Consider the following 12,383-nt stretch of genomic DNA (forward strand, 5'->3'; position numbering starts at 1 on the left):
GGTTTTTGATGGAAAAAGCCGATATAATCATCGTGGGAAGTGGCATTGCCGCTTTGCAATTAGCACGCAGACTTCAAGATCATTTTTATGTGATAATTATCACAAAGGGTGAAATCGAAAGTGGTAACTCGTATCTCGCTCAAGGCGGGATCGCGGCACCTCTGGGACTGAAGGATTCTGTCCATGCCCATATGAAGGATACATTGGAAGCGGGTTGCTATCACCAGCTTGAAGACAGTGTGAAGCAGCTCATAGTAGATGGAAAAAGGATTGTGGAATCCCTGGTAAATGAAGGGGCACCTTTTGATCGGAAAGAGGATGGAAGCCTTTCTCTCGGAATGGAAGGGGCTCATAGTGAACATCGCATCCTTCATAGCGGGGGAGATCAGACGGGGAAATATTTAATGAACCATTTATTGAAATCCCTTTCATGGGAAAAGGTTCAATTCGTGGAACGGGAAATGGTGTACGAACTTGTCAAAGATGACAGGGGGCAATGCTGCGGAGTGAAGACAAAGGATAAAGATGACGCCATCCGCTTTTACTATGCTCCTCATATTGTTCTTGCGACAGGTGGGATCGGTGGTTTATATCCGTCTACATCCAATCATCCGTCCGTAACGGGAGATGGAATGGCTCTTGCCTTTCTTGCAGGAGCAAAGCTTTCAGATATGGAATTCATTCAGTTTCATCCGACGCTCCTTTGGTCTAAGGGAAAAACATACGGCCTGATTTCAGAAGCGGTAAGAGGAGAGGGAGCCTTACTCTTGAATGATGAGGGAAAAAGGATCATGGAGGGCATTGATCCCCTCATGGAACTTGCCCCCCGGCATATAGTGGCGGAGTGTATATATAAGGAAAGACAGAAAGGAAGAAATGTGTTTCTGGATATTAGTAGAATAGAAGATTTTCAAGGGAAATTCCCTTCTATCACCGCCTTATGTTTAAAACATCACATTGCGACCTGCGAAGGGCGGATCCCTGTTTCCCCTGGTTGTCATTTTATGATGGGTGGAATCGTCACTGATCGGGCAGGGAGGACCAATATTCCCGGACTTTATGCGATCGGGGAAGTTGCGTGCAGCGGCATCCACGGTGCAAATCGCCTGGCCAGCAATTCATTGTTGGAAGGTTTGGTGTACGGGGAGCGGCTCGGGGAATATTTGATCCAGAGTGGAGCCCATTTCTCCCCGCATGTCCATTCCCCATTTGACCGGATCGTCGAGGGGGAGCCCTTATCTATCCCTTTTCATGCACAGGAATTAAAAGAAGGAATGATGAAACACGTCGGAATCATACGGAAGGAAGAAGGTTTATCCGCTCATTTGAAGTGGTTAAAAGAACAGCCTCTTACCTTCTGTGAGCATATTGATTTTAATTCACGTGAAGAAATTCACTTGTATTTCATGTGGATTGTTAGCCTTCTTGTTACAGAGTCTGCTTTATTAAGGACAGAAAGCAGGGGAGGTCACATCCGGGCAGATTTCCCGAAGGAAGATAATGCAGGATGGTTGAAAAGGAAAATGGTTCTACAAATAAATGAAGAGCGATTGAGGGTGGACTATCATGAACAAAATGAAACTAAAATCTATGCTTGAAGCGTTTTATCGGGAAGATCTTGGGGACGGTGATTTGTCGTCTGATATCCTGTTCAGAAAAAGCGACAATGGTTCCTTTTCGCTTTTCATGAAAGAACAAGGCGTTTTTTGTGGGAGGGATGTGATTGAGATTGGCTTTTCCCTTCTTGGTTCCACGGTCGATGCCCGGGTTTTTGTTGACGATGGTGAATGGGTGGAAGAGGGGCAATCCATTGCTGAAATCCATGGTCCGATGGGGGATCTCCTCCAGGCGGAACGGGTTGTCCTTAATCTGATCCAACGTATGAGCGGTATTGCAACGGAAACCCACCGGGCGGTTGAACAGGTGAGAGGCACCGGGGTCCGGCTGTGTGATACACGGAAAACGACGCCGGGACTCCGGATGCTTGAGAAGTATGCTGTAAGGACCGGGGGCGGGTTCAACCACAGAAATGGTCTATATGATGCTGTCATGCTAAAGGATAATCACATTTCTTTCGCCGGGTCGATCACCAAAGCTGTGAAGCAGGTGAAAAAGCAGATCGGTCATATGGTGAAAGTGGAAGTGGAAATTGAAACGAAAGAACAATTATTGGAAGCGATTGAAGCAGGAGCAGATGTCATCATGTTCGATAATTGTACTCCATCGACGATTAAGGAGTGGGTCCCTCTTGTCCCCCCTCATATTGTGACAGAAGCATCGGGCGGGATCACCAGGGAGAGTCTTTATGCATATGCGGAGACACGAGTTCATTATATCTCCCTCGGGTACTTGACACATTCTGTGAAATCACTTGATATCAGTGCAAGAGTAGGAATAGGGAAGGGGTATGAACATGGGGTTACTCGATGAATTAACGAAAGAAACGAACGTCCTGCCTGAATCAATCAGCAGCCTCTCGACAGTCGAGATGGAAAACAGAGTGAGGGAAATCAAGCTGCAGTTAGGAAAGAAGCTTTTTATTCCCGGGCATCATTATCAAAAAGACGAAGTGATCCAATTTGCTGATGCCGTTGGTGATTCCCTTCAGCTTGCCCAACTGTCCGCTGAGAATAAGGAGGCTGAGTTCATTGTGTTTTGCGGTGTTCACTTCATGGCTGAAACGGCAGATATCCTGACGGAGGACCATCAAGTCGTCATCTTGCCGGACATGAGGGCCGGATGTTCCATGGCGGATATGGCCGATATTTATCAGACAGAAAAGGCATGGGGGAAGCTCATGGAGATGTTAGGTGACAGTATCATCCCCCTTACCTATGTGAATTCGACTGCAGCCATCAAAGGCTTTGTCGGAAAGAATGGGGGAGCGACGGTTACATCTTCCAATGCCCACAACATGGTGGAATGGGCATTGGGAGAGAAACAACGTATCCTCTTCTTGCCTGATCAGCATTTAGGACGTAATACGGCGGCTGATCTTGGCGTTTCCTTAAGTGAGATGGCCGTTTGGGATCCCATTCAAAACGAATTGATCTATGATGGTGACATGGAAGAAGTGAAAGTGATCCTATGGAAAGGCCATTGCTCGGTGCATGAAAATTTCACTGTGAAAAATATCGTGGATATTCGTGAAAATCATCCAGGCATGAAAATCATCGTTCATCCTGAATGCCGCCGGGAAGTAGTCGAGAAGTCCGATTTGAATGGCAGCACAAAATACATTATTGAAACGATTGAAGGGTCACCTCACGGATCTGCCTTTGCCATCGGTACTGAGATGAATCTTGTGAAAAGGTTGATCCATCAGCATCCGGATAAACAGATCGTTTCCCTGAATCCATATATGTGCCCCTGCTTGACGATGAACCGGATCGATTTACCACATCTCCTGTGGTCTTTGGAAAAAATAATGGAGCGAAATCCCGAAAATATCATCAAGGTGAATCGAGACGTCTCAAAGAATGCACTCTTCGCTTTAGAACGCATGTTGACACGTGCTTGATGCATCTGATTATAAAAATGAACAAGCTAAAATATACCGTCCCCATCTTAGGATACGGTATATTTTTTTTTCATATCTCATAAGTTTTTATGTAGATGATTAGCAATTTGCCTATCTTGTCATAGGATATATAGACTTATGCCTGAGGAGGGAAAAAGAGTGAAAATCCATATCGTTCAAAAAGGGGATACTCTTTGGAAGATCGCCAAGAAGTATGGCGTGAATTTCGAAGAATTAAAACAGATGAATGCCCAGCTTTCAAATCCCGATATGATCATGCCCGGCATGAAAATAAAAGTGCCGACTACAGGCGGAACCGTAAAGAAAGAGACACAAATCAAATACGGATCCAAAGAGATGCCTATGAAGGAGATGCCTAAAGCAGAGCATCCATTCAAAGAGCAGAAGCCTATGGCCATGCCGGTCGAAGAACCAAAGAAAGAAATGCCGAAAGAAGTACAAAAGCCCTTTGCACCAAAAATGCCGAAACCAGTCGTACCTGAAATTGATATTAACAACTATTACATGATGAATATGGCCAACATGCAAGTACAACAGCCAAAGCAACAGGCCAAACCAATGCCAAAACCTAAATCACCACCTAAACCTACCAACGTACTCCCTAAAGCAAAAGAACAGCCAAAGCCGATGCCAAAACCAAAACAAGAAGCCGTAAAAGGTGTTCAAGAAGAAGAAAGCTTACAAATGCCATCACAACCACAAGGAGGGAACACCCAGCCTATGTATTATAATCCGAATAATTGCGTACCTGTATCCCCGGTCATGCCAGGATCAGGTTTCTGTCCGCCGCATGGAATGCATCCAGGAGCAGGTTATGGGATGCCGATGGGCCAAGGAATGCCAATGGGTCAAGGGATGCCTATGGGACCTGGCAGCCAGGTTCAAGGTGCTCAATCGATGCCAGGAATGCAGAACATGCCGATGATGCCTCAAATGGGGTATGACGAAGAGTCGTCTTCTGTTATGCCGTATATGCCTCAAGGACAAATGCCGATGCAGCAGCCAATGCAGATGCCGATGCATATGCAGCAACCAATGCAAATGCCGATGCAACAGCCGATGGGTCAGCCGTCTGGAGTAATGGGTGCATCCGAAGAGAACTTCCCATCTGCTCAAATGCCGCAGCAACAGGCTCCATACATGCCGTATCCACAGAACTGCTATCCGGTCTCCCCAGTCATGCCGGGACCGGGATTCCATGGCGGCGGCATGCCGGGCGGGTATCCGATGGGACCTGGTGGCCAGGTTCAGGGAGCGATGTCGGAAGAGTCGCCTTCCATGGGTGGATATCAAATGCCAATGGGCCAACCGTCCAATGTGATGGGAGCGCAGTATCAAACGCCTATGGGTCAGCCATCAAATGTGATGGGAGCAAGTAACCAGGGGGATTGCGGGTGTGGCGGACCTCAATATGGTCAAATGATGCATCAACCGATGATGCCGCAGCAAATGCCTCAAGGAATGCAGCAGCCATACGGCTTCGGTCCGGGAATGATGGGGCAGGGAATGCCTGGTCAAGGAATGCCGATGGGACCTCAAGGTCAAGGAATGGGAATGCCGATGGGTCCTCAGGGTATGCAAATGGGACCTCAAGGCCAGGGTATGCAAATGGGATCACCGGGAATGTTTGGTCCAAGAGCATTCAGCATGCCGAATTTCAATGACGATGATTTTGAGGGATAAGATGCATGCACGAGGGGACGATTATTCACATCGTCTCCTTTCTTTTTTGCAATATAAATTAAAGGATCCCGGGGCATCCCTGAAAATGATTAAAGAAGGGAAATGGGTGCTGAAAAGCCATGGGAGTAAATGGTTCGTCAAACGATTTCCCAATCAATTGAAGTTCCTGCTTCAGGAACGGCTGATTTCAACCCTATTAAGTGAAAAGTTTTATCATGTCCTGCCATTTCACCCCATTCATGAACGGGAACTATTATTATTTGAAGGTTCCCCTATCGGTATTACGATGTGGCTGGAAACTTCGAGGGCCATTCATTACGATCAGGCCGATGACAGAGAAGATGCATTGCACGTATTGAAAAAATTTCATGCCGTTTCAAAAACGATCCGTGGTTCATGGACAGAAGAGATTCCTCACTATCGTTGGCTGAAAAAATGGAAAAAACGGCTGCTGCAGTTTCAATATAATCTCCCCTATTTGCAGGCATTCATTCAGCCATATTACTTGTATACGTATTTAGAGTGGGGGAAATGGGCACTAAAAGAATTGAAATCGGTCGGCATTCATGAAAATGGGGACTGCATCACTCATGGAGATGTGGCGCATCATAATTTCTTAAGGGGAAAGAATGGGCTTGTCTATTTGATCGACTTTGATCTTATGTCACTCTCAACGGAAATAACGGACGATCTGCAGTACTGCAATCGGATCTTGCCCTATTTAAATTGGTCCCTCAGTGATATCAAAGAAATGGAACCCCTCCATACTTATCGTAATCATCTCATCTTTCACATCGGATTGATGTATCCTTCCGATGTATTCAGGGAGTGGAACCGCTTCATCAGGGAAGATCAATCGTATAAACAGCGTGTATGGGGTTATTTAACGAACTTGACGATCCAGCAGTTCTCCCAGCGGATGCAATTTAATCAAGAGCTGCATGGTGAAGTGAAAAGGATCAATACCCAATTGTAGGGGATGTCTCCAAACATTGACCCGAATGAAAGAGAATGTCCTTTCACAACCTAATGGTGAGCAGAAAAAATGCTCAAGTATCGGGTTGAAGGGGGAAACGTAACTTGAATAAACGATTATTCATGGTACCATTAACAGCCGTCATGACCCTGGGTCTTGCTGCATGTAACAGTGGAGAAGAAAAAGCTCAAGATCGTTATTCAGACTCCTACGAGCCACTCGGCTTCTACTCCAACGAGGGACATGGCGGGGACAACCGGGACGAGAGGGACGGACCTCTGACTGAAATGTATGATCACTCTGCCGGAAAAGAAGGGCAGGATATCCGTCAAAAGAAACGCCAGTTCCTTCAGGTGAGGGACGAGAATGGAAATCCGAAGAACCCGTCCCGGCCACTTGCCGATTATGACAAGAACTTCTTGGCAAGGGACGCCCGTGCGAGTCATGGGGATGCGAACTATCATGGACATCTTGATGATAATACCCGATCTGCAAGAAGATCCTATTATACAGCATATGAAGGGGATCTCGCCGAGAAGATAGGCGATGTGACAGGGAAGGTGGAGAACGTCAGTGACGTTCGTGCCGTCGCCTATGGAACAGATGTCCTCATAGCCATTGAACTGGATGATCATAGTAAAATCGAGGAAACGAAAGCACGTGTTAAAGAAGCCGTGCAGCCTTATCTGAATGGAAGAACGGTTTCAGTGGTGACTGATGAGGGAACATTCAGCCGGGTAAGAAACATTGACAATGATTTACGCGACGGTGGTCCGAGGGACGCTCTCAACTTCGACATGCACGATATGTTCCGGTCAGTGAAGGACCGCATCAACCGTTAACAAGGATGGACTACTTAAAGAGTGAACGCTCTTGGGTAGTCTTTTTTCATGGGGGGAGGTCCGTCCCTAAAAAGTTTGGATATTCCTAACAGGCTTTGGTAAGACTAGTGGATAGAGTATTACATAAATCAAGTTCGAGGTGATCACGATGACGATGAAGGTTCGAATCGTGTTTATGGTGATGTTATTAATCGGTGCGTTTTACTTCACGTTTTTTTATACAGAGGAAAAACAGGCTGCAGACGGCAGTTCCCTGGAGATGCTGAACGAAACCCCTGCTGAGGTTGCTTCCGCCCATACGGTCACGGTAATATTGGAACGCGTGTATCTGGACGGGGAAGTGAGTGAGGAAATCGTGCAGGAAACGATTTGGAGCATGGAAGACTTCTGGGCTGCGTATGAAGACTGGCAGCTGATGGATATGACGGAAGAACAAATCGTGTTCCAGAAGAAGATGGATGATATCTCTCCTCTTCTAAAGACCAATGGCTACTTTGGTATATCGGATAAGGGTGTACTGTCCATCTTTAACGGCAGACCCGGACAGGCGGAAATCATTCAATCCTTCTTCCAGATTGATGTGAAGAAGCTTGAGAGCAAGCGTCACGATGATCTCGTCAAAGGCATCCCCATTAAGTCGAAGCAGGAGTACGAAGAGGTACTTGAACAATATAAACCCTACTCCGTTCCTAAATAAGAGAAGAACCAGTGCATACGCCACTGGTTTTTTTATTTTACAGATTCCTCTGCCCAATACCCACATTCTTTGATAAAATTAGAACAGGTGTTTCTCTTTCGTCTCCCTTTCCCATCCCATCAAATAGTGATATGATACAATAGATTTTATATGTCTTTTTGAATAGGAATGTGAGACGAAAGAAAAAACAGTAAGTTGTACCATATGGGGAGAGAATGAAATGTATGAATATATAAAAGGGACGGTCAGTCAAGTGGGTCCCGAGTATGTTGTGGTGGAGAATAATGGAATCGGATATCAGTTGTATACCGCGAATCCATTTGTGTATTCAAAATATCAAAATCAAGAGATTCAGATTTTTACATATCAGCATGTAAGGGAAGATCTTATTGCCCTGTACGGGTTCCTTGCCATCGAAGAGAAGCTGCTCTTTATGAAACTATTAAATGTCTCGGGGATCGGGCCAAAGGGAGCCTTGGCGATTTTGGCCTCAGGTGCCCCGCAGCAGGTGATCACGGCCATTGAAGAGGAGAATGAAAGTTTCCTGACGAAGTTCCCTGGTGTCGGGAAGAAGACGGCCCGTCAGATGATCCTGGATTTAAAAGGGAAGCTTCAGGATGTTGTGCCTGATTATTTCCCAAGCCTGTTCTCAGATCATGGGGAGGCGGAAGTATCCCATGGAAAGGATGAGGCATTTGATGAAGCCATCCTTGCCCTTAAAGCCCTGGGCTACTCTGAACGTGAAATTAAGAAAATCACGCCTAAACTGAAAGGGGAAGGGCATTCGTCAGACGAAATCATCAGGAAAGCCCTTCAACTTCTCTTGAAGTAAGAACTGCTAAGAAAGGAGGAAGTCTAAATGGAAGACAGGATCGTATCAGGTGAATCGGAAATAAATGAAGATTCCTTTGAATATTCCTTGCGTCCTCAGTCAATAAAACAATATATTGGGCAAGATAAGGTAAAGCATAATCTTGAGGTTTTCATTGAAGCGGCAAAGATGCGACAGGAGACCCTGGATCATGTCCTTCTTTACGGGCCGCCGGGATTAGGGAAAACGACCCTGGCCGCCGTCATTGCCAATGAGATGGGTGTGAACATGCGCACCACCTCAGGACCGGCCATCGAGAGACCGGGAGACCTGGCTGCGGTCCTTACGGCACTCGAGCCAGGTGACGTATTGTTCATCGATGAAATCCACCGGCTGCCCCGGGCGATCGAAGAGGTTCTTTATCCTGCAATGGAAGATTTCTGTTTGGATATTGTCATCGGGAATGGTCCCAGTGCACGGTCTGTCCGTTTGGATCTTCCGCCTTTTACGCTGGTGGGGGCGACGACCCGTGCAGGTGCCTTATCGGCTCCCCTTCGAGATCGATTTGGTGTACTATGCCGGTTGGAATATTATAATGAAGAACAGTTGAATGAAATTGTTCAGCGGACAGCCGCGATTCTGAACACGAAAATCGAAGCGACGGCTTCTGAAGAGTTGGCGCGAAGATCGAGAGGGACCCCGCGTATCGCCAATCGGCTGCTACGGAGGGTAAGGGATTTTGCCCAGGTGAAGGGGAATGGGGATATTACCACAACCCTTTCACGGGAAGCCCTCGAACTCCTTCAGGTCGATAAACTCGGTCTCGATCATATCGACCATAAGCTTCTTAAAGGGATCATCGAGCGCTTCAGGGGCGGACCTGTGGGACTCGATACGATTGCAGCAAGCATCGGGGAGGAGTCCCATACGATTGAAGATGTGTACGAGCCATACCTTTTGCAAATTGGATTCATCCAGCGGACGCCGAGAGGGAGGATCGTCACTCATCTTGTGTATGACCATTTCCAACTGGAGGTGCCGGACAATTGACAGGGCTGCCTAAATTAGTCATGATCATCGGCGCGATCATCCTTGTGATCGGCTTCCTTATGCAATTCATCAAAATAGGGAGGTTGCCGGGTGACATCATTATCAAAAAAGAAAATGCGACATTTTATTTTCCACTTATGACTTCTATTCTGATAAGTGTTATACTTTCCGTTGTCTTTTATTTCATCGGGAGATTTAAATAGGATTCATGAGTGAGATTTACATAAGCCAGGTGACGAACTGTGAAAGTAGAAGATTTTGATTTTCATTTACCAGAAGAACTGATTGCCCAGACTCCTCTTGAGAACCGTTCCGAGAGCAGGCTGATGGTATTGGATAAAGAAGATGGTTCCATGGATCATATCCGTTTCAAACAGATCACTGAGTTCCTAGGGGAAGGGGACTGTCTCGTCCTGAATGATACAAGAGTATTGCCGGCACGCCTTTTTGGACAAAAAGAAGATACAGGTGCCAATATTGAAGTGCTCCTTCTGAAACAGGAAGACGGCGACAAGTGGGAGACACTTGTGAAGCCGGCAAAACGGATCCGTGTCGGAACGGAGATCGTTTTCGGGGAAGGGAAATTAAGGGCAACTTGCGTTGACTTGAAGGATCACGGTGGAAGAATCCTTGAATTCCGATATGAAGGGATTTTTTACGAAGTATTGGATGAATTGGGTGAAATGCCACTGCCGCCGTACATCCGTGAACGATTGGAAGAACAGGACCGCTACCAGACGGTGTTTGCCAGGGAAAGGGGCTCAGCGGCTGCTCCGACTGCAGGTCTCCACTTTACGGAAGAACTGTTGGATGAGCTGAAGGAAAAAGGTGTACACATCGCTTTCATCACCCTTCATGTGGGACTCGGAACGTTCAGGCCGGTTTCCGTCGAGACGATTGAAGATCATGATATGCATGCCGAGTTCTATCAGGTATCCGAAGGGACCGCCCGCCTCTTAAATGAGGTAAGAGCAAATGGAGGCAAGATCATAACGGTCGGAACAACCTCCACCCGCACACTTGAAACCATTGCATCCAAGCATGGGACTTTTGTTGAAGAGAATGGATGGACGAATATTTTCATTTATCCAGGCTATGAGTTTAAAGGGATTGATGGGCTGATCACAAATTTCCACTTACCGAAGTCGACCCTGATCATGCTGGTCAGCGCCTTTGCGGGGCAGGACAACGTGATGCATGCCTATGAAACCGCCGTTAAAGAGAAGTACCGCTTCTTCAGTTTTGGAGATGCGATGTTGATTAAATAATGAATGATTGAAAACCCAATGGAAATTGGAAGGAGAATTCCCAAGTTGACTGCAATAACATATGAATTGATTAAAACATGTAAACAAACCGGTGCAAGACTGGGCCGCGTCCATACGCCACACGGTTCATTCGAAACGCCTGCCTTCATGCCCGTAGGAACCATGGCTACTGTAAAAACGATGTCTCCGGAGGATCTGAAATCCATGGAATCCGGCATCATCCTTAGTAATACGTATCATTTATGGCTGCGTCCCGGCCATGAAATCATAAGGGAAGCAGGCGGCCTCCATAAATTCATGAACTGGGATCGCGCCATCTTGACCGATTCAGGCGGTTTCCAAGTGTTCAGCTTGAGTAAGCTCCGCCAGATTGAAGAAGAAGGAGTCCATTTCCGTCATCACTTGAACGGGGATAAACTCTTCCTCAGTCCGGAGAAAGCGATGGAGATACAGAATGCGCTGGGCTCTGATATCATGATGGCATTCGATGAATGTCCACCGTATCCTGCCGAATATGAGTATATGAAGAGTTCTGTAGAGCGTACCACGCGATGGGCAGAGCGTTGTCTAAATGCCCACGAGCGCCCTCAGGATCAAGGATTATTCGGTATCGTCCAAGGCGGAGAATACGAAGAACTGAGGAAGCAAAGTGCCCGCGACCTTGTATCCATGGATTTCCCTGGATATGCAGTCGGTGGACTTTCTGTCGGTGAGCCTAAGGACGTCATGAATCGCGTGCTTGATTTCACAACGCCACACCTTCCGTCGGATAAGCCCCGCTATCTGATGGGTGTCGGATCTCCTGATTCACTGATCGATGGTTCGATGCGCGGAATCGATATGTTCGATTGTGTCCTTCCGACCCGTATCGCCCGTAACGGGACGCTTATGACAAGTGAAGGCCGTCTGGTCGTGAAGAACGCAAAGTATGCAAGGGATTTCAGACCGATCGATGAGAATTGCGACTGCTATACGTGTAAAAATTATAGCCGTGCCTATATCCGTCACTTAATCAAATGTGACGAAACGTTCGGAATTCGCCTTACGACTTATCATAACCTTCATTTTCTGTTAAAATTGATGGAGCAAGTCAGACAAGCGATTCGTGAAGATCGTCTAGGAGACTTTAGGGAAGAATTTTTCGAGCAGTACGGCTTCAACCGTCCTGATGCGAAAAACTTCTAAAATCCATAATAATAAAGAATGCACTTGAAAGGAGGGGAAAAAGAATGGGAGGAAGTTTAGGAACAATACTACCTTTGATATTAATGTTCGTTCTGTTTTACTTTTTACTGATCCGTCCTCAGCAAAAGCGTCAAAAAGCGGTCTCGAAAATGCAAAATGAGCTTGCGAAGGGTGATAGAATCATCACGATCGGCGGTTTACACGGATCAATCGATGCTATCGAAGAAGGTAAAGTAGTCATCCTGTGTGGTGACGGCAGCCGTCTTACATATGATCGTAATGCGATCAGGGAAGTCATCAGAGCAGAGCAGGTATAATTAAAAAAGGGTT

Annotated in this window: 13 protein-coding genes; all 13 read left to right on the forward strand. The window is 46.6% G+C overall.

Annotated elements, in window-relative coordinates; all coding sequences use genetic code 11:
• Nucleotides 1-8: 8 nt before the first annotated feature.
• The 13 genes from nadB (at nucleotide 9) to yajC (ending at nucleotide 12,370) form a co-directional block, all read left to right on the forward strand.
• Nucleotides 9-1,598, forward strand: coding sequence for an L-aspartate oxidase (gene nadB / locus ACSQ2E_RS07735; RefSeq protein WP_435990014.1), 1,590 nt, complete (start codon nucleotides 9-11; stop codon nucleotides 1,596-1,598).
• Nucleotides 1,567-2,430, forward strand: coding sequence for a carboxylating nicotinate-nucleotide diphosphorylase (gene nadC / locus ACSQ2E_RS07740; RefSeq protein ID WP_435990015.1), 864 nt, complete (start codon nucleotides 1,567-1,569; stop codon nucleotides 2,428-2,430). The genes nadB and nadC overlap by 32 nt, the downstream gene beginning before the upstream one ends.
• The gene (gene nadA, locus ACSQ2E_RS07745) at nucleotides 2,414-3,520 is read left to right on the forward strand and encodes a quinolinate synthase NadA (RefSeq protein WP_435990016.1); all 1,107 of its coding nucleotides are present in this window, start codon (nucleotides 2,414-2,416) and stop codon (nucleotides 3,518-3,520) included. The genes nadC and nadA overlap by 17 nt, the downstream gene beginning before the upstream one ends.
• A 159-nt stretch (nucleotides 3,521-3,679) precedes the next feature.
• On the forward strand, nucleotides 3,680-5,224 hold the full coding sequence (safA, locus tag ACSQ2E_RS07750; RefSeq protein ID WP_435990017.1) for a SafA/ExsA family spore coat assembly protein: 1,545 nt from the start codon (nucleotides 3,680-3,682) through the stop codon (nucleotides 5,222-5,224).
• The gene (locus tag ACSQ2E_RS07755) at nucleotides 5,202-6,200 is read left to right on the forward strand and encodes a phosphotransferase (RefSeq protein ID WP_435990018.1); all 999 of its coding nucleotides are present in this window, start codon (nucleotides 5,202-5,204) and stop codon (nucleotides 6,198-6,200) included. The genes safA and ACSQ2E_RS07755 overlap by 23 nt, the downstream gene beginning before the upstream one ends.
• 104 nt (nucleotides 6,201-6,304) lie before the next feature.
• Nucleotides 6,305-7,042: a YhcN/YlaJ family sporulation lipoprotein gene (locus ACSQ2E_RS07760; protein WP_435990019.1), complete on the forward strand. Its 738-nt coding sequence runs from the start codon at nucleotides 6,305-6,307 to the stop codon at nucleotides 7,040-7,042.
• Nucleotides 7,043-7,190: 148 nt separating this feature from the next.
• Nucleotides 7,191-7,739 (forward strand): BofC C-terminal domain-containing protein, encoded by a 549-nt coding sequence (locus ACSQ2E_RS07765; protein ID WP_435990020.1) that lies wholly within the window; start codon nucleotides 7,191-7,193, stop codon nucleotides 7,737-7,739.
• Nucleotides 7,740-7,959: 220 nt separating this feature from the next.
• Entirely contained in the window at nucleotides 7,960-8,571 is a 612-nt protein-coding gene (gene ruvA / locus ACSQ2E_RS07770) for a Holliday junction branch migration protein RuvA (RefSeq protein ID WP_435990021.1), read from the forward strand.
• 27 nt (nucleotides 8,572-8,598) lie between these two features.
• Nucleotides 8,599-9,600 (forward strand): Holliday junction branch migration DNA helicase RuvB, encoded by a 1,002-nt coding sequence (gene ruvB / locus ACSQ2E_RS07775; RefSeq protein ID WP_435990022.1) that lies wholly within the window; start codon nucleotides 8,599-8,601, stop codon nucleotides 9,598-9,600.
• Entirely contained in the window at nucleotides 9,597-9,803 is a 207-nt protein-coding gene (locus tag ACSQ2E_RS07780; protein WP_435990023.1) for a DUF2905 domain-containing protein, read from the forward strand. The genes ruvB and ACSQ2E_RS07780 overlap by 4 nt, the downstream gene beginning before the upstream one ends.
• A 39-nt stretch (nucleotides 9,804-9,842) precedes the next feature.
• Nucleotides 9,843-10,868 (forward strand): tRNA preQ1(34) S-adenosylmethionine ribosyltransferase-isomerase QueA, encoded by a 1,026-nt coding sequence (gene queA, locus ACSQ2E_RS07785; RefSeq protein WP_435990024.1) that lies wholly within the window; start codon nucleotides 9,843-9,845, stop codon nucleotides 10,866-10,868.
• 18 nt (nucleotides 10,869-10,886) lie between these two features.
• On the forward strand, nucleotides 10,887-12,053 hold the full coding sequence (tgt, locus tag ACSQ2E_RS07790) for a tRNA guanosine(34) transglycosylase Tgt (protein WP_435990025.1): 1,167 nt from the start codon (nucleotides 10,887-10,889) through the stop codon (nucleotides 12,051-12,053).
• Nucleotides 12,054-12,097: 44 nt separating this feature from the next.
• Nucleotides 12,098-12,370: a preprotein translocase subunit YajC gene (gene yajC, locus ACSQ2E_RS07795; RefSeq protein ID WP_279724368.1), complete on the forward strand. Its 273-nt coding sequence runs from the start codon at nucleotides 12,098-12,100 to the stop codon at nucleotides 12,368-12,370.
• Nucleotides 12,371-12,383: the final 13 nt, after the last annotated feature.

This window comes from Rossellomorea sp. LjRoot5, from assembly GCF_964253455.1.
In the GTDB taxonomy this organism is placed as follows: Bacteria; Bacillota; Bacilli; order Bacillales; family Bacillaceae_B; genus Rossellomorea.

Bases quoted from the DNA above. Each gene is read 5' to 3' on its own strand.
- nadB (WP_435990014.1), top strand. From the start codon at position 9: ATGGAAAAAGCCGATATAATCATCGTGGGAAGTGGCATTGCCGCTTTG.
- nadC (WP_435990015.1), top strand. From the start codon at position 1,567: ATGAACAAAATGAAACTAAAATCTATGCTTGAAGCGTTTTATCGGGAA.
- nadA (WP_435990016.1), top strand. From the start codon at position 2,414: ATGGGGTTACTCGATGAATTAACGAAAGAAACGAACGTCCTGCCTGAA.
- ACSQ2E_RS07755 (WP_435990018.1), top strand. From the start codon at position 5,202: ATGACGATGATTTTGAGGGATAAGATGCATGCACGAGGGGACGATTAT.
- ACSQ2E_RS07765 (WP_435990020.1), top strand. From the start codon at position 7,191: ATGACGATGAAGGTTCGAATCGTGTTTATGGTGATGTTATTAATCGGT.
- ruvA (WP_435990021.1), top strand. From the start codon at position 7,960: ATGTATGAATATATAAAAGGGACGGTCAGTCAAGTGGGTCCCGAGTAT.
- ruvB (WP_435990022.1), top strand. From the start codon at position 8,599: ATGGAAGACAGGATCGTATCAGGTGAATCGGAAATAAATGAAGATTCC.
- tgt (WP_435990025.1), top strand. From the start codon at position 10,887: ATGGAAATTGGAAGGAGAATTCCCAAGTTGACTGCAATAACATATGAA.
- yajC (WP_279724368.1), top strand. From the start codon at position 12,098: ATGGGAGGAAGTTTAGGAACAATACTACCTTTGATATTAATGTTCGTT.